We start from the raw sequence: 25,246 nt of genomic DNA, 5'->3' as shown, positions 1-25,246 counted from the left end.
CTAACTTCCACTACAGAATACAGATTGAATTCAATATTCGGGTCCAAAAAAGAGGCCCAATTCGTAAGTGAATTGAACCTCTCAAATTCTCCCCATCAACACCGGTTGACAAAGAGCCGTTTTTTCTGGTGATTTTTATTAATGACCAGCGGCACACATCACGTGGCCACAGGCATCGGGCTTAGCTGGCGCTGGTTTCTTGCCACTCATAACCGCGGACTACCGCAAAATCAAGTCAGCCGCCACCGGTACCCGCGCAATCTGGCGGCTAGCGGCCAAATCAAAGGCCGCGGCCCCGACACGCTCAAAATGGTGGTCGATCGTTGGCAGGCCTAACAAGCGACTAGACAATTGGTTCTCCTGACCCATTAGAGGTGGAACCAGCAAATGGTGGTCCACATAAAATTGACGGATGCCCGCCGCAATGTCATCGCCGTTGCTAAAGATGAAGTCCGGCTGACTAGCCAGTCTGGCCCACGCCTGCGCTGCCTGATAACCGTCCGTAAAGGTCGTCACCCCCAGGCGAATATTTTCCGGGGCCGGTGCTTGGCCAAAACTATTGGTGTACGTGGCCAGGGTCAACCGCGTCGTTGCACTCAATTGTGCGGAGCGGCTAAACGTCAAGCCGACCCGCTGGTAGCCCTGCGTGCGAATCCAGGAAAATGCGGCACGATACGCGGCTGTCCGTTTGGAATAGGCCGCCGCCAACGGGTAGTCGCCGGGATCTTCACAACAGATGATGGGCCCGTATTTTTGGGCCGCGGCCAACTCCGCTAACGGAATGGCCCGGGAGGTGAAGATCAAGGCGTCAAACGCCCGCCGATGGAGCTGTTCCAGGTAGCCTCTCTCCCGGTCGGCGTCGTAGTTGGATTGGAGTAAGACCACGTTGTAAGCCGCCGCAAAGGCCGCCTTGAGAATGCCGTTGAACACCTGGGTGAAATACGGGTGCGCCAGGTATGGTACCACCACGCCCACGTTAGCGGTCCGGCCCTGACTGAGGTCACGGGCAATATCGTTGGGGACATAGTCTAACTGCGCAATCACCGCTTGGATCTTAGCGGTCGCCTGTCTAGACACATAACCACTGTGATTGATGGCTCGCGAAACCGTCGCCGGTGAATACCCCGCTAGTCGCGCTACATCTTTAATCGTTGCCATCCCGGCACCTTCTTTCTGGTCTTAACCTTAACCGGTCGTTAGCAGGTGCGTCAACCCGTACGCCACGCCGTTTTCATCATTGGTCTTGGTCACGTAACGTCCGGCCGCCTGAATCTCAGGAGTGGCGTTTCCCATGACGATGGGCAGGCCGACTGTTTGGAGCATCGGTAAATCGTTGTGGCCATCCCCAAACGCCGCAGCCGCTTGCGCTGAAATCCCGCGTTGGCGTAAGATGGCCGCGATACCGCGCGATTTTTGCGCCCGCTCACTGGTGATCTCCAGGTATTCTTGGCCCGACTGCTTAATGCTGACGGGCAGATTCAGTTGCGTTAACGTCCGCTGCAGGGTCGTCATCACCGCTGCGTCTCCTCCGATCAACATGATCTTCAGGAATTGTCGCGTCCGAGCCAGCGTCGCCAAGGGTCCCGGCACCACCACTGGGCTTTGGTGGGTCAACACCTGTTCATGCAAGATTCCGGCGTCAATCCGGTGGGCATACCAGGTGGTCTGGTCGTAGGCGCTGACACTCACGCTGGGAAAGTCACGTTCAATCGTCGTCAGTAAGGCCTGACTAGCCGCCGCGGGCAACGCCTCACGTAAGCGGACGTCACCGGTCTGTGGCTGAAAGATCAAGCCGCCGTTAAAAGCAACCTGTGGCGCTGTTAGTCCCAATTGCGCGATGGCCCGGGCCATCTCTAAAGGCGCGCGTGCCGACACCAAAGTCACGGGGACCGAGCTGCCTTTCACCGCCGCAATCGTCGTGTCGCTCAGTTCACCGTGGCTATTTAACAGGGTCCCATCCATATCGGAAAATACGTGTTGAATCATGGGAAAACTCCTCTCGTCTTCTGAATACCCTTAGCATACCGTATGGAACGCGTTCCATAGCAAGGAAAAGTTGAAAATTGTCGACTTCAGCCTCACAATGCGAACGGGCCGCCTACCGTTCGCCAAAGGTGTCAGGACACCGCGGTTACGGCACAACGCGTTAATTTTGATTTCAACCTTCAGCTAAAAATAGCTCCAAAAAAACAGAGCCCAGGAAATCCTCCCAGACTCTGTTGCGCATTTTTTAAAATTATTCAGTTATCGGCCTAAATACTCGCCAGCTAAACGCCCTTATCTCACTCGTCACCATTACCGATCCGTCAGCTTAAAAATCGGCACGTCCGGCACCTCGCCGCCACCAGTCCCGTTACCGTTGGTTGGATTGGTGCGCCGCGGTTCTTGGCGTTCCTTTTCGCGTTGGACCTGGGCGGCCGTCTTCAGATTCTTGCGTTCCCAGCTCAACAGGATGCGGTCCATGTACTTCAGGCTGTACGCCTGACTGAGGACGGCTTCCTTTAAGGCCAGTTGGATCAGCTCGGGCCGGTAATGGTCCTGATCCAGCCACTGGGTGATACTTTCCATTTCTAGCGGTGACAGCGGCCGACCGAATTCCGTTTCGATTTGGTTAAACACGGCGGAGCGGTCATTGCTGACGGTCGCTTGGGCCTGTTGCTGGGTCTCTTGGACGGCCAACTGGCTGAGTTTCTCAGTCAACAAGCGAAAATCATAGGCGTCTTGTTTTTGCCCTTGGCTGTCGGTCACCGTGGTAATCGTCATTAACTTATGCGTAATCAATTCGTGTAGCAGTTGATAGACCTTTTGCTTATCCCAGCCCAGGTGCGCCGCGATTTCGTCGGCGTTGGGCAGTTGGCGACCACGGTCCATGTACCGCCGCAGTTGAAAGTAGACCAGCAGTTGGTCGGTGGTCATCCCCACCTCGCGAAAATGATCCAGCAGGTAGTTGGCCACGCTAGTCTGTCCCGCCTGCACGTAACGTTGGATAAAATCCTCCATGTGAAAGCCTCCTGATTTGAATGAAAACGACCGAACCCAACGTTTGCGGTCCGATCGTTAAAAAGTTGTTTAATCTGTGGTCATAAAGGTCTGTAGCCGCGCCATGGCTTCCTGCAAAGAAGCCAGGTCCGTGGCGTAGCTCAACCGGATGTGGTGCGGTAGCCCAAAGGCCTCACCAGTCACCACAGCCACGTGGGCCTGATCCAAGACGGCCGCCACAAAGTCCGCCGTCGTGGTCAATCCCTTGCGTGCCATCGCACCACTCACATCGGGGAAGAGATAAAACGCCCCCTGCGGCTTGTGGTCTAACCGAAAGCCTGGCAATGCGGTGACCAGCGGATAAATGGTGTCCAGCCGCGTTTGAAAGGCCGCGCGCATCTGCTCGACGGGGGCCTGATCGCCGGTCAATGCGGCTAAGGCGGCCGCTTGACTCACGGCCGCCGCGTTGCCCGTCACGTGTGACAGGACCGTGGTCAGCGCGGTCATGAGGGCTTGGGGCCCCACGGCGTACCCGATTCGCCACCCGGTCATCGCGTAGGTCTTCGAGACCCCGTTGACCAACACAGTGTGACTCGCGATGTCGTCGCCCAACGTCAACATGGACGTGGCTGGCCGTTGCCCATCGTAGATCAGATCACCGTAGATCTCATCGGCCACGATCAATAAGTCGTGACTCACGGCCCACTCCCCGATGGCCCGCAGTTCGGCCGGGGTGTACACCAGGCCGCTGGGGTTTTGCGGTGAGTTCAAGATAATGGCCTTGGTCGCAGGTGTCACGGCGGCCTCTAGCTGGGTCGGGGTGACCTTTAGACTCGCCGTGGGCGCCACTTCAATCGGTACCCCGCCAGCCAATTTGACCTGTTCGCTGTAGCTGACCCAGTAAGGCGCCGGCAACAGCACGGCATCCCCAGGGTCCAAGACCACCTGGCACAATGCGTAGAGCGCTAATTTGGCCCCGGTCGTCACCACGACTTGTTCGGGCGCGACCGTCACGTGTTGGGTGGCCTTTAAATGGTCGGCTACCGCCTGGCGCAGCGGCAAGATGCCCGCCGTGGCCGTGTAACCGTCGACCTGGTTGGCCCGAATTGCCGCCACGGTGGCGTCCTTAATGGCCGTAGGTGTCGGAAAGTCCGGCTGGCCGACACTCAGGTTGATCACATCGACTCCCGCGTCCCGTAGTTCTTGGGCTCGTTGCCCGGTCTTTAAGGTTGCGGAAGGTTGGACTGCTAATGCGCGTTTGGCTAGTTGCATCGTTATCCCGCCTCCAGTTCTTAAATATTGGAAATCTGTTGTAGCATTTTACCCGTGCTGTACTGGTAGGTCACGTAGCACAATTTGCCACTCTGATTCAGGTAGCTGACCTGCCACGCGGGCTTGCCGTTGAAAATGCACAGTGCCGCGGATAAGACCTTCTTGGGGTTCTTTTGCCAGACCCGCTGTAGCACCGTGTTACGCGTTAACCCAGCACTTTGCTTCAAGACCGTCACGTCATTGCCGGTCTTGGGCACAATCGCGTAAACGCTTTGCTTGGCCTTGTTCTTGCCCGCCACGGTGTAGTAGGTCGTATCCAAGTTGGTCCAGTAAAACTGACTGGTACTGGTCAAATGACCGGATTTTTTAGCGACGGCTTCTGCATGCGCTTGGTTTTGCGTCAGGGGCTTGGTGGCCTTATTGACCATCACCGCCGCACTGATCAGAATCACCAAGATCACCAGCAGCACACTCAGCAGGACCCAGTGACGCGGCCGCTGACGTCGTTGATACTGTTGTCTCATCAATTTCCATCGGTCTCCCTTGTCGAATTTCAATCTTTTCCAATTATATCAGACTTCGGGGGGCGTCACCGAATCGTTCGTCTTTTTTTCAAAAAAATTAACTAATCCCTGAGCAATCGCACTGGTGTCGCCCGTGGTCTGCGGCAGATCTGCCGGCAAGGCCCGTAAGATGCTTTGCCCGTAGTGCCGTTCGATCAGGCGTTGGTCCAAAATGACAATAGCGCCACGATCGTGCGGTGTCCGAATCAACCGGCCGATTCCCTGCCGCAGCTTCAACGTCGCCGCGGGTAAGGCCGCACTGTAAAATGGATTCTTGCCAGCCGCCTCGAGCCGCGCGTAGTTGGCCTTGACGAAGACCCGGTCCGGTGAATCAAACGGCAAGCGCGTCACAATTAGCAGTTCCAGTTGTTCGGCGGGCAAGTCGATACCTTCCCAGAAGCTGGCCGCTCCCAGTAAGATGGCGCCGTGGCTGGTCGCAAAGCGTTTGGCAATGCGTTCACGACTGCCGCTGATGCCTTGGGCGAAGATCTCGCGTTGGGCAAACTCGGGTTGGGCACAGAGCTTTTGATAGACCTGCTCGATCACGGACAGCGAATTGAACAGCACCAGTGTCTGCTTGTTGACCGCTCCAGCGATCTGACTGATGGCTGCGGCCAAATAGGTCACGTAATCGGCGGGCGCGACTCGACTGAGGTTGGGCCCGGCGTCACTGATGAACAGCTCGGCTTGCTGGGCGTAATCAAAGCTGGAGCGCATCCGGTGCGTTGCCGTTTGGTCGCGGTCCAAGTCGAACTGGTCCAAGACGTATTGTGAACGCCCGGAAGAAAATAGCGTGGCCCCCGTCAATAAGACCGGCTGAAAGCCCGCGTACAAGTGATTGCGCAAGAACCCTTCGGTCGCTAGCAAACCACTCGCCAGCTGCAGACTGTTGCGGTCACCGACGTGATTGATGGTCAGCCAAAACAAACTGGCGGGCGCCTGATCTACGACCTGCCGCAAGATCGTCAGGAGCTGACTCATTTGGTCATCAAATAAATGGATCCGGGTGTCGACCTGTTCGAACAAGTAACGTTCGGAAGCCGCAAACCGGTCAGCCTGGCGATCAAAGCGCTGGCGTAAGGCCCGCAATTCGGCCAACAGGTCGTCGGTGGCGGTGGTCGCCTGGGCCACCGCATCCCCGCGGTCCAGTTCCGCCGCCAGGTCTGCGGCCGGAATCAGTTCTTCAATGATCTGATTGTGGTTGTTGGGCCGCTTGGACGATAAGAACCGCAAGAACAACTGATTGACCAAGGCCTCCAGTTGCGTTTCCAACGTTTGGCCGGCGGTTAAGATGCGATGCAAGGCCCCCACCGCCGCGGCATCGTCGTGAAAGAGGCTCAAGAGGCTCGGGCCGGTCTCGCGGCTAATGTCGCGCTGAACGTGATGGAGTTCGTTGACCAACTGGGCAAATTTGACCTGGGTCCGCCGCTGCTTGAGTGTGCTATCCGGCAGGTGTTGGGCCTCATCGATCACCAGATACGGGCGATGGAGCCGCTCACCCAGGTCTAAGGCGTGTTCGCTCAGGTAGGCGTGGTTGACGATGACCATCTGGGCCGTCTCCAACCGTTGATCCCGGCGGCGCAAGAAATCATCCGCGTAAAACGGATTGTCCGCCGTCACTGCCCCCTCGTGCATGATCTCTTGAAAGTACGGTGCCCGGTACGTCGCTAGGTGCAGCTCATCTAAGTCGCCCGTGGTGGTCATGGTCAACCAGACCAGCAAGCGTAACTTCAACAGCTGCGTTTGCTTAGACGTCTCGGCCACCTTGAGCGTCGTGGCAAAGCGCTGGAGGTCCAGATAATGCCGGCTGCCCTTGACCAACACCGCATTGACCGGAAACGGCACGATGGCGTTGAGTAAGGGCAACGTCTGGTCCAACAACTGCTCTTGCAACAAGGTGGTCGCCGTACTGATGACCACGGGCCGCCCAGTTTGGCCCAAGTACGCCATCGGCAGCGTGTACCCCAGGCTCTTACCAATCCCGGTGGGCGCCTCCACGATCATCTGCTTAACGGGATGCTGGTCGGCATTGGCGTAGTTGTTGTAAATGTAATTCATCATCTTCGCCTGTTCCGGCCGCCATTCCAAGTTATCTGGCATCAATTTTTGCTTTTGCTTCTTGGTCTTGGGGTACTTGCTGGGAGCCGCCAACGTGGTCGTGGCCGTCGCTTCGGGTTTGCGCAGCGCCAGACCATTCTTGATGTACAGGTAGTCCGGTAGCTTGCGCGGCTGTTGCTCGTTTAGCCGGCGGGCCACGTCAAAAAGTGCCGCCGTTTGGAGCGGTAGATCAGGGTGTAAGTCGATCATTTTTTGCAGCGTGACTTGCGGCAAGGCCCGTAACCGCCGAAATAGGAAAATGAATAATTCGGCCGTGGCACTGGCATCGCTGTCCGCGGAATGCGGGCTGTCATGTTCAATGTTGAAGTAGCCGCTCAAATCCCGCAGACGAAAGCTGGGCGATGTCGGCAAGAGAATCTGACTCAAAGACACCGTATCCAACGCCTCGATCGTCAGCTCGGGATACCCGACGCGACTGAATTCCGCGTTGATAAACGGCAGGTCAAAATTGACGTTGTGAGCCACAAAGACCGTATTGGTCAAGAGACTGTACAGCGTCCCGGCAACGTCATCGAAGAGCGGCGCGTGCCGGACCCGCTGATTGGAGATCCCCGTCAACCGGGTAATCCCGGCCGGAATCTCACGTAACGGGTTCACGTCCGTTTCGAAATGATTAATAATTTGATTATGCTGGACGAAGACGCACCCAATCTGGATAATGCGGTCGCCATCTGTCACACTGGTTCCGGTGGTCTCAATATCCACCACCGCGTAAACCGTGTCTTTATCCATAATATGCTCACCAATTTCTGCACGATTGCGATAATAACTGGCACTATGATACACCACTTGGCCCGCTAACGCTACGCCTGACTAGCCGGTCCCCGCCGCCTTTTGCGTGCGAATGCTAGGCCCGTGGTGGCGCGCTGGCGTCGAAAAAAGTTTGCGGCCTGACGCGGTGGGTGCAAAAATTTTTCGCTGAAACATTTACCATCGCAATTCCGGTCTGGTATGATAGTTAGGTTGTCCTTGGCTGTGACGCAGACTTTACCGGTCGCTCTACCGTTAGCCAGTGCCCGTGGCGGCCAGGGAATCTGCCGGAAAAATTGCTGGCGGATTGCATCACAACGATTGGTGTGGCAATCCCCCCAGCCTTTCAACTAAGGGACAGCGTTAGACGTACCGATTAACATCACGGACAATTGTTGCTGGTAGTCATCAGCGACACTAAGGTTGTTAATCAATCGGCATGGCTAATTGCTCTCGGTGTGTCAACCGATTACTAGCGACCAGCCCCCACCACCCCAGATTGTTTAGTCAATTATCGCCGACTTTCTATAGAAAGGGTTAATTTTTGCGTGAATCCGGGATTTTAAAGGTCAAAGCTAGCGCAACGCCAATCAGTAGAGTATGATATTTTTTGGTAAGTAAAATTCGACAAGGAAAGTGAGCGAGGAAACTTGGGTCAAACGGCAATCGGCAAAAGTAACGCGAAAATCATTCTTATCGGGGATCACAGCGTGGTGTATGGCCAACCAGCCATCGCTTTGCCCCTGCCCTCAGTGACGACGCGGGTGGTGATGGCCCCAGCCGTGAGCGGCCAGACCATTTCTAGCCGCTACTTTGACGGCCCCATCGCCCAAATGGGGCAAAACCTGGCCGGCGTGGCCGCGTTGATAGCGACGCTGTTAAACCGTTTTGACGCCCAGGACACCCCGTTTGCCATGACCATCACCAGTGATTTACCGGCCGAACGGGGGATGGGCTCGTCGGCCGCCGTGGCCGTGGCCATTACGCGGGCAATGTACCACTTCTTTGACCGTCCCCTGACGCGTGATTTATTGCTGGCAACGGCGGCTATCGCCGAAAAGATCACCCACGGCAATCCCAGCGGCATTGACGCTGCCACCGTGAGTTCCGACGTGCCCATCTGGTTCGTGCCGCACCAAGAGACCCTCCAGATCCCCTTTACGTTACGCGGCTACCTGGTCATCGCCGATAGCGGCATCAAGGGTCAAACGGGTCAAGCCGTGGCGGCCGTTGCCCGGCGCAAGATGGCCTTTCCACAAGTAACGACCCAACAGATCCAGCGTCTGGGCGAACTGAGTCACCAAGCCCGCACCGCGTTGGCCGCACCGGACCTGATGCATCTGGGCCAGATCATGACCGATGCCCAGGACCAGTTACGCGGCTTAGGTGTCAGCTCAGAAGAACTCGACCAGTTGACCCAAGTCGCCCGGCAAAACGGTGCTCTCGGCGCTAAATTAACTGGTGGCGGCATGGGCGGTTGCTTGATCGCCCTGTGTCCCGACCTAGCCACCACGCACCGCGTTCAGGCCAGCCTGCTCGCCGCAGGGGCGACGCAGACCTGGACCGAAGCCTTTAACTTAGAGGAGGAACCCCAATGACCGCCGTGACCGCACGCGCCCACACCAACATCGCCCTCGTCAAGTACTGGGGCAAGGCCGATACCGACTTGATCATCCCGCAGACCAGCAGTCTGTCGTTAACACTCGACCAATTTTATACGGATACCACCGTGGCTTTCGATGCGGACTTCACCGCCGACACGGTGATCCTAAATGACCACCGTCTGAGCCGTGACGCCAGCCAAAAAGTACGGCAGTTTCTCGACTTGGTTCGCCAAATGAGCGGCGAGACCCGTTTTGCGACGGTGACCTCGACTAACCACGTGCCAACCGCGGCGGGACTGGCGTCATCTGCCTCGGCATTTGCGGCACTGGCTGGTGCGGCGAGTCGAGCGGCTGGTATGGAACTGTCTCGCGCCGACCTATCGCGCTTAGCCCGCCGGGGGTCTGGTTCGGCGACCCGGTCCATCTTTGGCGGCTTTGTCGAGTGGCAAGCCGGTCACGATGACCACACCTCCGTGGCCGTGCCGTTTCAAGAACAGGTCGACTGGCCCATCGCCATGGTCGCCTTGTTGCTAGACCCCCACGAAAAGAAGGTCAGTTCGCGCCAAGGCATGCAAAGTAGCGTCACCACCTCGCCGTATTACCCGGCCTGGAAACAAGTCGTTGCGGCAGACCTCGCCGCCATCAAACCCGCCATTTTGGCCCATGACTTCACCACGACCGGTGAGATCTTAGAGGCCAACGCCATGCGGATGCACGCGTTGACGCTGAGTGCCAACCCGCCGTACAGCTACTTTAATGGTGACACTTTGACGGCCATGCAGACGGTCCGTGACCTACGTGCTGCCGGCGTGGCGTGCTACTACACGCTCGATGCGGGGCCAAACTTAAAGGTCTTTTGCCAAACGCCCGACCTGCCTGCCGTCACGACCCAGCTGGCCGCACAATTTGGTGCCGACCGCCTCGTCGTGGCCCATCCCGGTCCCGGCATTGAGTTTCTATAGGTCCCGGTGACCTGAACTACATAGTGGTTGATTTCCAGCCACACCAATAAAATTTATCGTTAAAAACGTTAGTGAGACAAGAAGGGACCTGATTTATTGATTTCCGCGCAAGCACCCGGAAAACTTTACATTGCCGGCGAGTACGCCGTGGTGGAACCCGGTTACCCGGCAATTATTGTTGCCCTCAACCAGTTTGTGACCGTGACGATTACCCCCAGCCAAGACTACGGGCGGATCGCGTCCAAGCAGTACCAAGAAAATTCACTGTACTGGCAACGCCAAGGAACGGAATTGGTCTTTGATAACCGTGACAATCCCTTCCACTACATTCTGTCAGCCATTCGCTTGACCGAACAATATGCCCAAGCCCTGGGCAAGCCGCTGGCCATTTACCACTTAAATGTCAACAGTGACCTCGACAGCGCCGATGGCAAGAAGTACGGCCTCGGTTCTTCAGCGGCCGTCACCGTCGCCACCGTCAAGGCCTTGTGCCAGTTCTACGACATCAAAATGAGCAAAGACCGTCTCTTCAAACTAGCCGCCATTGCCCATTTAGACGTCCAAGGCAACGGATCGCTCGGCGACATTGCGGCTTCCGTTTACGGCGGCTGGATCGCTTATCAGGCCTTTGACCGCGACTGGCTGGCCTCGGCACGCCGAGAGTTATCCCTGACCGAGCTGCTAGACGCCGACTGGCCGGGCTTACAAATTGAATTGTTAACGCCACCGGAATCGTTGCGCCTGATGATTGGCTGGACCGGTACACCGGCTTCCACGTCGCATCTGGTCGATAAGATTGCCCTCTTCAAGGCCACGCGTCGGCAAGACTACCACGCCTTTTTGCGTGAGAGTCGCGAGTGCCTGCAACGCATGATTCAAGGTTTCCATGACCAAGACTTGGACGCCATTCAGCGCGAAATCGCCGTCAACCGGCAGCTGTTGAACCGGCTGGCTTGTCTAAGCCACGTCACCATTGAAACCACCCTGTTGAAGACCATGTGTGACATCGCCGTACACATCGGCGGGGCCGCCAAGTCTTCCGGGGCCGGCGGTGGTGACTGCGGTATCGTCATTATCAATGCCGCCAAAGACCTGGCCCACCTCTTAAAGGAATGGGAAGGCCGCGGCATCGAACCGTTGAAGCTCAACGTTCATCACGTTATCGAGTAAGGAGTGAGATCCCATGGATGTGACCCGTCACGCCCACCGCAAAGACGAACACCTGTCATTGGCGGAGAAATTTTATCAACCCGTTGCTACCAGTCAATTCGACCAGCTCCGTTTCATTCATCAGAGTCTGCCCGAACTTGCCGTGGCCGATGTCGATTTAACGACGCAGCTGGGACCGTTACAGCTCCCCGTGCCGTTCTTGATCGAGGCCATGACCGGCGGCAGTCCGCGGACGGGGCAGGTCAACGCCCAATTGGGACGGATCGCTGCGGCGACGGGGATGGCTGTGGCCAGTGGCTCGCAAAGTATTGCGCTCCAAGATGCCAGTACGGTCAAGACCTTTACCCCGCTGCGGGAAAATAATCCCGCTGGCATCGTCTTGGCCAACATCGGCGCCGGTCACACGGTCGCCCAGGCGCAACAAGCCATTGACATGCTGGCGGCCAACGCCTTAGAGATCCACGTCAATACCGCCCAAGAGCTCGTGATGCCCGAGGGCGACCGCGATTTTTATTGGCTCGATAGCATCGGCCAGACCGTGGCAGGTGTCAACGTGCCGGTCATCGTCAAGGAAGTTGGCTTCGGCATGGCCCAAGAGACCTTGCGCAAGCTGGCCAGCGTGGGCGTGAAATACGTCGACCTCGGGGGCCGCGGCGGCACGAACTTCGTGCAAATCGAGAATTTCCGCCGCCCCCAAAAGGAACTCAGCTACCTCGCTGGTTGGGGGCAAACGACGGTGGAATCCCTGTTCGAAGCCCATCAGGTTCCGCAGCTACAGGTCATCGCCACGGGCGGCATTCGCCAACCCCTAGACGCCGCCAAGGCCCTGGCACTGGGCGCGAATGTCGTTGGCAGTGCTGGCCAGATCTTACACAGCCTGATCAAGACGGACGAGGCCACCACGACGGCGATGTTGCTGGACTGGCAAGACGGTCTCCGCGATATCATGACGTTACTTGGTACCCCCAACTTGGCGGCACTAAAGGCCCAGCGGCTCTTGTTATCCCCGAGCCTAGAAAGCTATTGCCGCCAACGGCGCCTACAGTATTAATCCTTTAAAATCAGCTTCTTGTTAACTACAATTAAAAATACCCTTTGACGCTACGCCAGATTTGGCGGGTCAAAGGGTATTTGTGTTATTTTAGTTGTTGGCCTTTTTATAGCGGGAACTGGCCGCCTACCGTTCGCCAAATATGGGTTGGAACGCTGGGGCGGACGGGTCGAGCCAAAGATTGATCTCGACGCCTCGCTTTGAGCCGAAACGTGCGCGAACAGGCAACTGGTTCTGCTTAACAGTTAACCGCCTGTCGTCACACTCTTGTTAAGCGGCGGAACCCATATTTGGCGAACTCTCGGCTAACGTAGTGCTGTCAGTAACAGTCGTCTTAATGCCAGATAGTCATTGACGACTAGTCTATCATTAACACAGTGTTACTGATAGACGTCAACCTTGCCGGAGGCAGCCAGGGTGGAGCCAGCTGTGTCGGCGGTGTTGGCTGAGGTCCTTTCTCAGCCTACAGCGCGGGACGTCTTGAGAGACTGGTGATTTTTGCCAGGCTTTCAAGCGAACCGGAAGACCGCCTCTCAGTCTGGAGGTGTTCCCCAGAGCAGGCGGAACCCTGGCTGACGCAGGCACCTGGTTTCACTAATCTTAGTGGATAGAACACCGTCATTCCGGCAACGGACGCGCTAATTTTAGATTCAACCGTCAGTCATTTTAACTAGTTGGCCGCAGACACGTCATCATCGTAGACCGTAAAGCGTAAACCTTTCGGGAAGAAGTTCTTCACAGTCGTTCCGACGACCTTACCAAAGCCTACTGGTTGCCCGGCGCAAACCAACAGGTACCAGCCCTTCTTGGGCGCCGTCGTCAGGGTAAAGGTCTCCCCATGGACCCAAGCGCGCCACTGTTGATCCGTAATGGCCAGCGTCTGATAGACTTGTTGCGGATCACTGGCTAACGCCAAGGCGTAAGCCGGTTCGAAGCGGTTCTTCTTAAAGGTCCCCAGGTGGAGGCCCGGCCGGAAGACGTGCAATTTCTTCAAGTTAGGCAGACCTGCTGGTACGGCAAACAACTGGTCCTTGACCGTGACGAGGTTGGCCCAGTCCGAGCCACCCAAGACGGTCTGGGCAAAGTCTTGCCAGAGCTTGCGTTGGTCACCGGTCAACGGCGTCCCTAGCTTAGCGGTCCCCCGCGGTGTTTGCGCATCACCAGCGTCACGTTCGAGCTTGGCGACAAAATGGCCCTCGCCTTGCATCAAATGCGGGAACAGCCGTGCCGCCTTCTTCAGTTCTGGATTGCCATCGGCCCAGTCCGGCCGGGCATCGATCACGCCACCGACCTTGGTGATGGGGACCAGATGAAACTCGGGATAGTTCTTCAGCACCCAAGCCATCATCTGTTCGTCTTCTTCCGGCGCAAAGGTGCAGGTCGAATAGATCAATTGGCCACCAGGTTTGACCATCTTGAGGGCCTCGGTCATGATCTCGCGTTGCCGCGCCGCACATTCCGCGACGTAATCCAAGGACCAATAGTCCATGGCCGCCGGGTCCTTACGAAACATGCCCTCACCGGAACATGGCGCATCGACCAGCACCTTGTCAAAGAAGTCCGGGAAAATGGGGCTCAGACGATCAGGCGACTCATTTAAAATGACGGCCTCCCGTACGCCGAACCGTTCCACGTTTTCCGCCAAGACCTTGACCCGCTTGCGGTTGATCTCATTGGTCACCAGCAAGCCGGTGCCCTGGAGGTAGCTGGCCAAATGGGTGGTCTTACCGCCGGGAGCGGCACACAGGTCTAAGATCGTCTCGCCTGGTTTGGGAGCGGCCGTGGCCCCCACGAACATGGCACTGGGTTCTTGGCTATAGACCGCACCACTTTGATGCATCAGTGTCCGCCCACCGACCGTGCCAAAGTGGCCGAGCGGTTCGTAGGGTACGGTGGGAGCCGCCGTCAAGTGGTCCGGCAAGTCGTGATGAGCCGGGTTCGTGCGGTAGCCACTGAGACTGGGGGTGTCAAAGCTGGCGAAGAAATCCGTCGCGTCGGCCCCCAGTAATCGCTGATATTTTGTCTTAAAGTCCTCAGGTAAATTCACCGTTATGCCTCCATCTTGTTAGATACAATTTTAAAATTGCTATATACAGAATGCTTCAAATCGTTCATTTCACGTTAACCATTATACCCGTTTCTAGGGGGAAGCACTACCTTTTCTTCTCAGCAAAATAGTCGTAATTTTTCGCGACTTGTGTTACATTGAGAGGGCTAGTTTATTTTCGAACGATAATCCAATCAACCAACGAAATGCGAGGTGTCTCTCTTTGGAAAGAAAATTAATCGCCATTGACTTAGATGGCACGACCCTAAACGCGGATGCCCAAATCTCCGCTAAAACCAAGGCCGTCCTAACACAGGCCCGGGAAGCCGGCCACATCGTCAGCATTGTCACTGGCCGACCGAACCGGATTTCCGCCAACTTCTACGACGAGCTCCACTTGGACGGACCAATGATCAACTTTAACGGTAGCCTGGGGCACATCCCCCACCAGCAATGGGCCAGTGAATACCAATATACCTTCAATAAAGAGGTCGCCTTCGACCTGTTGGCGCACCGCCAAGAGCTCGGCATCAATATGATTGCGGCGGAAGGTAAGAATCTCTTCTTGGCCGTCCGCGACCAACCCGTGGAAGTCGGCTTCTTCCCCTCCGTGCTTCAAAGCAATCAGATCTTAAATCAAAAGACCTTAAAGGAAAACCCGACCAGCTTAACGGTAGCGGTCGACCGCAGCCATCAGGAGCACCTGCTGAGCTACCTGCAACACAACTTCAGTGATGAGGTCGACGCCGCCCCTTGGGGTGGTCCTAACTCCGTGGTCGAACTTGGCGTCAAGGGTGTGCAAAAGGCCACCGGCGTGGAAGTTTTGGCCCACCACTATCACGTTGAACGCAAGAACATCATTGCCTTTGGTGATGAACACAACGACACTGCCATGATCGACTACGCTGGCTGGGGCGTGGCCATGCAAAACGCCACGACTGCCATCAAGGGCTTGGCTCAAGACGTTACCCCACTGGACAATGATCACGATGGGTTGGCAGCCTACCTGCAAGATTATTTAAAATTGGCTGAATAAGATTGGCGCACGTTGCGACCAGTTAAAATTGGACAAGGAAGGGTCTGGGATGTTTTTCCCAGACCCTTCCTTTTGGTTTGCTCCGGCCGGAACTCGGCCTAGATCACAATTTTCTACTTTACATAACATTAATTATCCGTAGTTTCCCTTGAACTCTTATTTTCGCTAGGCCATTCTTCAATAACAGCTGTATTGATAACAAAAAAATCAAAGGAGAGTATCACTCAGTTGCCTTCCTTCCGATTTTACTTTAATCATCAAATATTGTTCTAGCCCATCCTTGCTAGCTACAAGTGACTTGCAATGTCTTCTACATCCCGCCAACTCAGCATTGATACACCTCATTGTCATTTACCAATAATTCGTGTTTGAATCTAATCCTCGTATCACGCTTTTTGCATTCTACAAGTTCAGATATCCCGGCAAGAACTGTTGCTATAACGTGATGAAATCCAAATACATCTTACTTATCAATTAAGCCTTGGCCACCGGTCGTTGATGTTTGCCCAGTAACAAGACTGCGGTTCCAATCAGTAAAATAATAATTGAAGCCCAATAGGCCGCAGCCGGAGAAATTGCATTATAGACGAGCACAATGCCGACACTCCCCAGTGGTGCTGCGATGGTGACTAGCGAGCTGACCGTGCCAAAGATTGTACCTACAATATTTTGGTCAGCAAGACTGATAACCTGTGCATACAGCTTGGGATTCATATTACCTAGACCAAAGGCAATTGCGAACATTAGGACGACCACCATCCAGTAACTCTGCACCCAGAGAAAGTTCAGATAGAGCAAGACCATGACACCAATCGTCCCAACCATAACCGTCTTAAACGACTGACGGTCTAGAAATCTCACCTTCAGCGTACTCCCCATCACCGTTCCTGCCACGAAAAGTACGTTAATGATAAGAATCGCCAGCCCAAATGACAATCCTGTGGCGCGTCCTTGATCCAAAATATACAAATTGATGACAGCGTCTACACTAGCTCCCACTGCGTTAACTATGACTACAGCCGTCAACAGGCGTATGATACTGACTCCAGATGATTGACCTAGGATATTACTCATCTTTCGCCAAAGCCCTGGTCCCTTCTCTCCTCTTCGGGCTGGCGGTACGGGAATGGGTGCAATATGAATTGCCCGACGTCCCAGTAGTAAGATCAAAGCAGCTAGGAAAAATGTGCCCGCATTGACCAGCGCTGCTAGAGCATAATCATGAGTCACTGCCAAAATAAAAACGCCAATTGACTGTCCTACCGGCTGGAGCAGCGACGCAATGCTCTGGTTTAGCCCTAAGACCTGTTGCCGATCATTTTGTGCCACCCGTTGACGAATGACAGGCAGGCGTAGACTACTACTAAGGAATCCTAGACTATCAGAAATCAAATTGATGGCAATCACAATAGCAAAAACAAGAGGTGTTCGGTGATCAATCACTAAGGATAATCCTAGATATAGCAGCGCTTGAAGTACCTTTGTAACAATCAGCATCTGATCTTTATGTGTTAAATGATCCGCCCAATATCCAATGGCAAAGCCTAACGTTCCCGGCACTACCGTCGCAATAGAAACAGCTGAAATCATAACGGTTGGGTTAGCGTATGTTTTAGCATAAGTCAGCAACACGATATTAAAAATGCTTACACCCAAGGTTTCAAACACATTAGCCAGTGATAAAATCCGCACGGCACGATTTTTAATAATTTCTAGCATACGGTAACCTCCCTAATAATTTTTGACATTTACGAATCACTCTTCCTAGAATTATCCGCTTATTTGTTTTTAACCTTTTTGTAATTTTACTCTCGTTTTAATTAAAATTTAATTATATAATATTTTTTCAGCACAACCGATTGTGTCAAAAATATTTACCTTTCAGGAGATGACCACTATGGATTTACGTGAATTGAATCGTTGCCAGGCGTCCTTAACAACAATTACAATCCGAATCAAGATGCGTATGCAACTTTCTACTGTCCCATCGTTGCTTAACTTAATTGCGTATAAAAGCATTAAAGGAGCATTGAGATTAAATCAAATGTTCCTTTAATGTTTTTATAATAAATATAGTTTTAATTACGCATTGTTCTAGTTGATTCAACATTCCTTATTTTGGCACCGCTACCGACTAAAATAGCCATTGTCCCTCACTGCTAATTTGATGCTTCTTGCATTCTACAAGTTCAGATAACCCGGCAGTAACTGCTGGTACAACATAATGAAGTCCAAGAACATCTGCCGGTCCACGTGTTCATCAACCTGGTGTGCCGTTTGGTTACCGGGGCCAAAGACGATGAATGGAAATTGGTGGCCCTTGTCCTTCAACAGGTTCGAGGCATCGGTCACGGCCGGCAGTGGCAACTTCGGAATCGGCTGGCCAGCAAACGGTTCGCCGAGCTTAGCAGCCAAATTACTCAGTGGATTGTCCTGGGGTTCTTGAACCGGCCACTGATCCATGTAAATGTCCATACTGACCTGGGCACCAGCCTGACTTTGCTGGGCAACTAGCTGCGTTAAGGTCGCCCGCACCGCCGCGTTATCAAATTCCGGAATCGTCCGCACGTTCATCTCGGCCGTTGCCAATTCTGGAATCGAATTGACCTGGTTGCCGCCATTGAAGATGGTCGTGTTAAATGCCAATTTCCCCAGCAACACATTTTCCTTATCCGTGTGGCGAAAGACTTGGTTGGCCTGCGTCAAAATGGCCAGCAGTGGATCGATAGCGTTGGCGCCGAGTTCGGGCATTGAGCTGTGCGCCGCCTGTCCCTGCGACGTCAACCGGACATCCATCGAACCTTTGTGGGCCGAAAAGAGATTGTAGCCGGTGGGTTCACCGATCAACAGCGCATCCACATCGTTCATGGCGCCCTGGTCGTAAAAAGCGCGCGACCCGGTCTCACCGACCTCTTCGGCAATTGTGGCCATCAAGCGAATCATCCCGTGTTGCGGCTGACCCGCTGCATGCAGTTCGATCAGGCTGATGACCAGCGCTGCCAACCCGGACTTCATGTCAGCCGCCCCACGGCCATACAATTGCCCATCACGTTCGGTCAACGTAAATGGGTCACTTTGCCATTGCGACACGTCGCCGGGTGAGACCACGTCCATGTGTCCCGAGACCGCCAGTACCGGGTGACCGGTCCCAATCTCGGCAACCAGGTTCGTCCGCCGTTCAGCAACTGGCAACAACTTCGCTGAAATATCATGTTCGGCTAAGAGCTGCTGTAGATAAGTGGCCACGGCAATTTCATTGTCGTTGACCGAGTTGATTGCCACCAAATCACTGAGAATCTGGACCTTCTGTTCATCTGAAAAAACTGCCATCGCTGACTCCTCCTTTAGTATCACATCCATTGTAACCCGAAACCGGTTACATGATAGCCAATTTTCACTTGAAAATTTGATCATCCCCAGCATCGATGAAGCGAAACGTAAAAAGTGAAGCCCGTCAAATGACCTGACAGGCTTCACTTCATTATATTTTAAATTAATTTAATCCTGATGAAAGGCTTGCGTCGCCTTGATGGCTGCTTGCCAGCCGTTGTAGCAACGTTCACGCTTGTCTTCGGCCATTTGGGGCACGAATTCGTCGCGTGACTTGTGCATTTGCCGAATCGTGTCCATGTCAGACCAGAAGCCAACGGCCAAGCCGGCCAGGTAAGCTGCACCCAGCGCCGTGGTTTCGTTGATGGCCGCCCGTTTGATCGGCGTATTCAAGATGTCAGCTTGGAACTGCATCAAGAAGTTGTTATTGGCAGCACCCCCGTCGACACTCAGTGACTGGAGATGTAAGCCGGTCTCTTTGGTCATGGTGTCGACCACGTCGCGGGTCTGGTAGGCAATGGCTTCAACGGTGGCCCGCACGAATTGTTCACGCGTGGTCCCACGGGTCAAACCAAAGACGGCCCCCCGGGTCTCTTGGTTCCAGTAAGGTGCCCCTAATCCGGTAAAGGCCGGAACCACGTAAACGTCGCCGGTCGTTTGGGCATCGACGGCCATCTTCTCGGATTCGCCGGCGTGCTCAAAGAACCGCATCCCATCACGTAGCCATTGCACCGCAGATCCGGCCACGAAGATCGAGCCTTCCAGCGCATAGGTCACCTTGCCGTTTAGCCCATAGGCAATCGTCGTCAACAGGCCGTTGTGTGACAGCGTCGGTTCTTCCCCCGTATTCATCACGATGAAGGCCCCGGTGCCATAGGTGTTCTTGATCATCCCTTTGTCAAAGGCCGTCTGCCCAAACAAGGCCGCCTGTTGGTCCCCGGCGATTCCGGCGATAGGGACTTGGACCCCGCTAAAGGTGTAGCCAGCCGTGTAGCCGTAAATCTCGGAAGACGAACGGACCTCTGGCAACAGCGATTCTGGAATGTTGAGCCAGCTCAAGATTTCCTTATCCCAGGCCAAGTCGTGAATGTTATACAGCATGGTCCGGCTAGCGTTGGTATAGTCAGTGGCGTGTACGCGCCCGCCAGTCAGCTTCCAGAGGATCCAGGTGTCAATGGTCCCAAATAACAATTCACCGCGTTCAGCGCGCTTCTGAGCCCCATCCACGTGGTCGAGGATCCAGCGAATCTTGGTGGCGGAGAAATACGAGTCGATGACCAAGCCGGTCTTTTCGTGAATGGCATCGGTGTGGCCATCCGCCTTCAGTCGATCGGCGATTTCACTGGTCTGCTTGGATTGCCAAACCACCGCGTGATAAATCGGTTCGCCGGTCTTCTTGTCCCAAATGATCGCCGTTTCCCGTTGATTAGTGATTCCAATGCCGCGGACCTTGTAAGGCTGGACATCGGAATCAATTAACGCGTCGGAAATGACGGATTGGACCGCGTTCCAAATTTCATTGGCATCGTGTTCGACCCAACCTGGTTGCGGGAAGTACTGGTGAAACTCCCGTTGTGCCTGTCCCGCAATTTGGCCGTGCCGGTCGAATAAAATAGCCCGGGTACTCGTCGTCCCTTCATCAATTGCCATCATGTATTGTTGATCACTCATCGTTCAACTCTCCATTCATTCGTTCGTTAGCGACGGCCTAATCTTGCCGTGATGTCGCACTTGTTACCAGTATACCTAAAAGGCACGGTTTAGCCAAACGTTTTTCAAAATGAAACCGCCACCAACGCCGGTATACCAGGGTTGGTGGCGGTTTATAAGTTTTCGCAAATATTTGCTACTTCTCGTCACTCTTTAAAACGCCGGCCACGCCGTAGCGGTTAGGTTGCATTTCGCGTAAGATCACGTGGACGTGTTCCGCAGGGGCCCCGGTGTTCTTGGTAACCGCCGTCGTGACGTCTTGAACTAAGGCTTTCAATTGGTCTTGTGAACGACCAGCAATTAAGTCGATGTTTACGATTGGCATTTCTCTCGTTCCCTTCTTCTTGTTGAATAGTGTTATTATACCGGTTCGCACGGGTAAGGGCAATCCTGAACCTACTTTTGTTGCGTGGTTTGCCGTAATTTCAACTGCTCCGTCTCATTATAGAAGTTCCCCTCGATATCCACGGTGTTGACCAGGTTGACGAAGGCCCCGGGATCGATGTCCTTGACCGCGTGCTCTAATGCATAAAGTTCATACCGTGATATAACGGTCATGAGGACCGCGCTGTCCTTTCTGGTGTAGGCGCCAAATGATGGCATCACCGTGATACCCCTAATCAAAGTCTTATTTAGCTCCGCAATAACCTCATCTTGGCGGGTCGTCACGATGAAGGCCGTCAATTTCTGGTGACGGGTGTGAATGCTGTCAACGACCCGGGACATTGCATAAATCGAGATAATGGTGTATAAAGCGCTCTCCCAACCAAAGAGGAAGCCGGCCAGGATTACGATGCTGAAGTTGATCATCATCATGAGCGTCCCAATCGTGCGACCGGTCGTCTTCTCCAAGACCACGGCCACGATGTCCATGCCCCCGGTCGAAAAGCCGTTCTTAAGCGGATAAGCCACCCCGACACCGGTCAAGATGCCACCGAAGAGTGCGGCTAACAGCGAATTATTAGAAATATTATTAACGGGCACGATAATGGCCAGCACCGAGGTCAACCCGGCCACCATAATGGAATAGATGGTGAAGCTGCGGCCGACCTTGAACCAGCCTAGTAGCCCAATGGGAATGTTGAACAACAGGATGAACCACCCGGTGCTCAGGTGGACGCCCGTCATGGCGAGCAAGGTGGAAATAATCTGAGAAATCCCATTGATTCCGGCACTAAAAATCTTACCAGGTACTAAGAATTCGTTCAGTGCTACCGCGGTAATCACGGCTGAACCGACCAGAATCATGAGATGTTTACCCAGTTCACGTTCATTTTTTAATTTAGTTCTCATTTTATACTCCTCTCGTGGAAAGCTGCTGTTCTTTATTTAACCACATCCCCCAACTGTTGACCAGCGATACCACGGGCTTGGCTGGGTCAATTAACTGGCAAAGCGCCGCAAAACTTACATTTTTCCTGTATAAATATTTATTTTGATGAGAAATATAAACAAAATAATTAAAAACGCCCCGAAATGAATCGTACCGAAACTAAACATGCTAGAATGAACACTGAACGTTTTTTAACCTAAATCTTGAAAGGAGTGCTCCCATTGAATTATTCCGCTTGTACCAGCATTTTAGTTGGTCGAAAAGCCACGATGGACGGGTCGGTCATCATTGGCCGCAACGAAGACGCCAAGGCCGCTTGGCCCAAGCATTTCGTGGTTCACCCCGCCCAGAGTGCGACCACCCCGCAACAATTCGTGAGCACGGACAACGGGTTTACCATGCCCCTGCCGCAAACGGCTGCCAAGTATACGGCCACGCCCGAATGGACCGACAAGTACGGCCTGTTTGAAGAAGACGGTATCAATGAATACGGTGTGGCCATGAGTGCCACGGAGAGCACCTACTCCAACGAACGCGTCTTAGGCGCCGATCCGTTGGTTAAGGATGGTCTCGGCGAAGAAGCCATGGTCACCGTGGTCTTACCCTACGTTAAGACCGCTCGTGAAGGCGTCTTGCGCCTCGGCCAGTTGGTCGAAACGTACGGTACTTCCGAGTCCAACGGGATTCTCTTTGCCGACCAGCAGGAAGCCTGGTACCTGGAAACGGGCGCCGGCCACTACTGGGTCGCCCAACGGATCCCGGACAACGGGTACGCGGTCGTCGCCAATCAAATGGCGATTCAAGCCGTCGACTTCAACGACGCCGACAACTTCTTGTTTGCCCATGACCTACAGGCCTTCGTGGCGGAGAACCACCTGAATCCGCACAGCGACCGCTTCATCTGGCGCGACATCTTCGGGACCCAGGACCAATCCGATCTGTACTATAATACGCCGCGGGTGTGGTACGGCCAACGTCGCTTCACCCCACAAGTCGTTCAGCAGCCGCAATCATTTGATTTACCCTTTATTCAGTACGCTGACCACTTGTTGTCCGTGGACGACGCGCAAGGCTACCTCAGTAGTCATTTTGAAGACACGCCCTACGATCCCGTGGGTGCCGGCAGTGACGCCGACCGCAAACGGTTCCGGCCCGTCAGTTTAGCCAAGACCCAGGAATCACACGTCTTGCAGCTACGCCCGGACATGGACCCGAGCCTAGCCGGCATTCAGTGGCTGGCCATGGGGGTCGCCGCCCAAAGCGTCTATGTGCCGTTTTACGCGGGCATCGACGAGACGCCGACCGCCTATCATTTGGGCGCCGAAACCTACGACAGCCAGTCGGCCTACTGGGTCTACAAGCTGGTCAGCGTCTTACTGGACGCCCACTACCACGACGCCTGGCCTACCGTCAGCGCCGTGCAAAAGGACCTGCGCATCGCCTTCAAGCAATCCGTTAAGGAAACGGACGCCGTGGGCCAGCACCTGTCCGGCATCGAATTGAACCATTACTTAACGCAACAAGCCGCAGCCAACGCCGCATTGGGAATTCGGCGTTACCGCGAGCTGGCGGCGACCTTGATCACACAGGCCACCGACTTGGGTCCACTGAACTATCACCAGGACCTGAATTTATAACTAACGCTGAGCTTAGCCGCCATGACTAAGCCTCACCAATTTTGGGAGATATCAAAATGAATAAGCAAAAAAAGATTGGGTTATTTAGCCTGATCTTAATGATTTTCACGGCCATCTATGGCTTTGCCAACACGACCGTTGCCTATGACCAAATGGGTTACGCTAGTATCATCTGGTATGTGCTGGCCGCCCTGTTGTTCTTCTTGCCTAGCGCCTTGATGCTGGCGGAATACGGGTCATCGTTTAAGGAAGCTAAGGGGGGCATCTACTCCTGGTTAGCCGGCTCGATCGGTGAAAAATGGGCCTTCATCGGGACCTTCATCTGGTTGTCCTCTTGGATCATCTGGATGTTGTCCACCTCGACTAAGGTCTGGATCCCGCTGTCAACGCTGATTTCCGGGTCCGATCAAACGCAGACTTGGTCCTTTCTGGGATTGAGTTCTACGCAAACGGTCGGCCTACTGGGGATCTTTTGGATCTTAGCCGTCACCTTCTTTGCGACGCGTGGGGTCAACTCCATTGCCAAGATTTCCTCACTAGGGGGCATCTTCGTGATGGTTTTGACCGGGGTCTTCTTCGTGGCCAGCATCGTCATCGTGATCTTGAATCACGGTCAACTGGCAGAACCCATTAACGGCATCCACAGTTTCATCGCCTCGCCTAATCCGCAATTCTCCTCACCGATGGCCCTCTTGTCCTTCGTGACGTACGCGGTCTTCGCCTACGCCGGGATGGAATCCATGGGGGGGATCACCGATAGTATGGACAAGCCGGAAAAGACCTTCCCTAAGGGGCTGATCATTTCCACGATTGCCATCACTATCATGTACTCCCTGTCAATTTTCTTATGGGGGATCAGCACCAACTGGAGTCAAGTCTTGGGTAAGAGCCAAGTTAACCTGGGGAACATCACGTACGTCTTGATGAACAACTTAGGGCTGGTCTTGGGTAAAGCCATGGGGCTGAGTGGTGCCGCATCAATCACCATCGGCCACGTTTTGGCCCGTTTGACTGGGTTGAGCATGTTCATGGCCTACCTGGGTTCGTTCTTCGTGTTGGTCTACTCACCACTGAAGTCCTTTATCGTCGGGTCCTCACCTAAGCTGTGGCCTGCCAAGATGACCCGGTTAAACAAGGCCGGCATGCCTGGCTTTGCGATGTGGATTCAAGCCATCGTGGTCGCCGTCTTCATCTTCTTAGTAGCCTTCGGGGGCAGCGCTGCCAACCAGTTCTACCTGATCTTGACGGATATGGGGAACGTGTCCACGTCCTTCCCTTACCTCTTCTTGATTGGCGCCTTCCCGTTCTTCAAACGGCGGACCGACCTGGAACGGCCATTTGTCATCTTCAAGAGTCACCTGTGGACCAACGTCATTGTGACGGTCGTCTTAGTCATCTTGGTCGGTGGGATTGGCTTCACCTGCCTGCAACCTATCTTGGATCACGACTACATGACTGCCTTTTGGACCATCATCGGCCCCATCTTCTTTGGTGCCGTGGCCTGGATCTTCTACCACAACGCCCAAAAGCGTTCGGCTAAGGAAGAAACGCCAGCCAAAGAAAACTAAGCACCTAGGACCATTTCGGGAAACCTTTAATCTTAAGGTTTCCTTTTTTATTGCCCAACAGTTTGCACGTTAAGTCATTTATCTGATACGCTTGATTGGCTCTGATTTAAAATTTT

General features: G+C 54.2%; 19 protein-coding genes. 7 read left to right on the top strand and 12 right to left on the bottom strand.

What is annotated here, in order from left to right; genetic code table 11:
• Positions 1-219 precede the first annotated feature (219 nt).
• The 6 genes from EGT51_RS10480 to EGT51_RS10455 all read right to left on the bottom strand — a co-directional run bounded on the left by EGT51_RS10480 (position 220) and on the right by EGT51_RS10455 (position 7,664).
• Positions 220-1,158, bottom strand: coding sequence for a LacI family DNA-binding transcriptional regulator (locus EGT51_RS10480; protein ID WP_135368656.1), 939 nt, complete (start codon positions 1,156-1,158; stop codon positions 220-222).
• A 27-nt stretch (positions 1,159-1,185) separates the two neighbouring features.
• A complete protein-coding gene (locus EGT51_RS10475) occupies positions 1,186-1,986 on the bottom strand; it encodes a Cof-type HAD-IIB family hydrolase (protein WP_135368655.1) in 801 nt (266 codons plus the stop codon).
• A 309-nt stretch (positions 1,987-2,295) separates the two neighbouring features.
• A complete protein-coding gene (locus EGT51_RS10470; protein WP_135368654.1) occupies positions 2,296-3,000 on the bottom strand; it encodes a DnaD domain-containing protein in 705 nt (234 codons plus the stop codon).
• A 69-nt stretch (positions 3,001-3,069) separates the two neighbouring features.
• The gene (locus EGT51_RS10465) at positions 3,070-4,251 is read right to left on the bottom strand and encodes a pyridoxal phosphate-dependent aminotransferase (RefSeq protein WP_135368653.1); all 1,182 of its coding nucleotides are present in this window, start codon (positions 4,249-4,251) and stop codon (positions 3,070-3,072) included.
• A gap of 20 nt (positions 4,252-4,271) precedes the next feature.
• Positions 4,272-4,775 (bottom strand): cell wall elongation regulator TseB-like domain-containing protein, encoded by a 504-nt coding sequence (locus EGT51_RS10460; RefSeq protein ID WP_135368657.1) that lies wholly within the window; start codon positions 4,773-4,775, stop codon positions 4,272-4,274.
• A gap of 48 nt (positions 4,776-4,823) precedes the next feature.
• On the bottom strand, positions 4,824-7,664 hold the full coding sequence (locus EGT51_RS10455) for a helicase C-terminal domain-containing protein (protein ID WP_135368652.1): 2,841 nt from the start codon (positions 7,662-7,664) through the stop codon (positions 4,824-4,826).
• A 668-nt stretch (positions 7,665-8,332) separates the two neighbouring features.
• Between EGT51_RS10455 and mvk the strand changes: the two genes are divergently transcribed.
• The 4 genes from mvk (at position 8,333) to fni (ending at position 12,469) form a co-directional block, all read left to right on the top strand.
• The gene (mvk, locus tag EGT51_RS10450) at positions 8,333-9,280 is read left to right on the top strand and encodes a mevalonate kinase (protein WP_135368651.1); all 948 of its coding nucleotides are present in this window, start codon (positions 8,333-8,335) and stop codon (positions 9,278-9,280) included.
• On the top strand, positions 9,277-10,248 hold the full coding sequence (gene mvaD, locus EGT51_RS10445) for a diphosphomevalonate decarboxylase (protein ID WP_135368650.1): 972 nt from the start codon (positions 9,277-9,279) through the stop codon (positions 10,246-10,248). The genes mvk and mvaD overlap by 4 nt, the downstream gene beginning before the upstream one ends.
• Before the next feature lie 96 nt (positions 10,249-10,344).
• Positions 10,345-11,418 (top strand): phosphomevalonate kinase, encoded by a 1,074-nt coding sequence (locus EGT51_RS10440; RefSeq protein ID WP_135368649.1) that lies wholly within the window; start codon positions 10,345-10,347, stop codon positions 11,416-11,418.
• 13 nt (positions 11,419-11,431) lie between these two features.
• Positions 11,432-12,469, top strand: coding sequence for a type 2 isopentenyl-diphosphate Delta-isomerase (fni, locus tag EGT51_RS10435; protein ID WP_135368648.1), 1,038 nt, complete (start codon positions 11,432-11,434; stop codon positions 12,467-12,469).
• 670 nt (positions 12,470-13,139) lie between these two features.
• Here the strand turns inward: fni and EGT51_RS10430 are convergent.
• Positions 13,140-14,516, bottom strand: coding sequence for an RsmF rRNA methyltransferase first C-terminal domain-containing protein (locus EGT51_RS10430; RefSeq protein ID WP_135368647.1), 1,377 nt, complete (start codon positions 14,514-14,516; stop codon positions 13,140-13,142).
• Positions 14,517-14,739: 223 nt separating this feature from the next.
• Here EGT51_RS10430 and EGT51_RS10425 point away from each other — a divergent pair, with 223 nt between their 5' ends.
• Positions 14,740-15,552 carry a Cof-type HAD-IIB family hydrolase gene (locus EGT51_RS10425; protein WP_135368646.1) on the top strand — a complete coding sequence of 271 codons (813 nt, stop codon included), beginning with the start codon at positions 14,740-14,742 and terminating at the stop codon, positions 15,550-15,552.
• 474 nt (positions 15,553-16,026) lie between these two features.
• Here EGT51_RS10425 and EGT51_RS10420 read toward each other — a convergent pair whose 3' ends face one another.
• The 5 genes from EGT51_RS10420 to EGT51_RS10400 all read right to left on the bottom strand — a co-directional run bounded on the left by EGT51_RS10420 (position 16,027) and on the right by EGT51_RS10400 (position 21,885).
• Positions 16,027-17,271 (bottom strand): MFS transporter, encoded by a 1,245-nt coding sequence (locus tag EGT51_RS10420; RefSeq protein WP_135368645.1) that lies wholly within the window; start codon positions 17,269-17,271, stop codon positions 16,027-16,029.
• A 462-nt stretch (positions 17,272-17,733) separates the two neighbouring features.
• A complete protein-coding gene (locus EGT51_RS10415; protein ID WP_135368644.1) occupies positions 17,734-18,882 on the bottom strand; it encodes an ArgE/DapE family deacylase in 1,149 nt (382 codons plus the stop codon).
• A gap of 168 nt (positions 18,883-19,050) precedes the next feature.
• The gene (gene glpK, locus EGT51_RS10410) at positions 19,051-20,553 is read right to left on the bottom strand and encodes a glycerol kinase GlpK (RefSeq protein ID WP_135368643.1); all 1,503 of its coding nucleotides are present in this window, start codon (positions 20,551-20,553) and stop codon (positions 19,051-19,053) included.
• A gap of 175 nt (positions 20,554-20,728) precedes the next feature.
• Positions 20,729-20,953 carry a 2-hydroxymuconate tautomerase gene (locus tag EGT51_RS10405; protein WP_263854501.1) on the bottom strand — a complete coding sequence of 75 codons (225 nt, stop codon included), beginning with the start codon at positions 20,951-20,953 and terminating at the stop codon, positions 20,729-20,731.
• Between the two features lie 35 nt (positions 20,954-20,988).
• Complete coding sequence (locus tag EGT51_RS10400; protein WP_135368642.1) at positions 20,989-21,885, bottom strand: YitT family protein; 897 nt, start codon at positions 21,883-21,885, stop codon at positions 20,989-20,991.
• Positions 21,886-22,146: 261 nt separating this feature from the next.
• On the opposite strand from EGT51_RS10400, the gene EGT51_RS10395 reads away from it, so the two are divergent.
• Positions 22,147-23,562: a C69 family dipeptidase gene (locus EGT51_RS10395; protein ID WP_135368641.1), complete on the top strand. Its 1,416-nt coding sequence runs from the start codon at positions 22,147-22,149 to the stop codon at positions 23,560-23,562.
• Positions 23,563-23,618: 56 nt separating this feature from the next.
• On the top strand, positions 23,619-25,130 hold the full coding sequence (gene yjeM / locus EGT51_RS10390) for a glutamate/gamma-aminobutyrate family transporter YjeM (protein WP_135368640.1): 1,512 nt from the start codon (positions 23,619-23,621) through the stop codon (positions 25,128-25,130).
• Positions 25,131-25,246: the final 116 nt, after the last annotated feature.

This window comes from Levilactobacillus suantsaiihabitans (assembly GCF_004745505.1).
Lineage (GTDB): Bacteria > Bacillota > Bacilli > Lactobacillales > Lactobacillaceae > Levilactobacillus > Levilactobacillus suantsaiihabitans.
The sequence above is the reverse complement of the archived record's forward strand: the minus strand, read 5'-3'. Positions and strand labels throughout refer to the sequence as shown.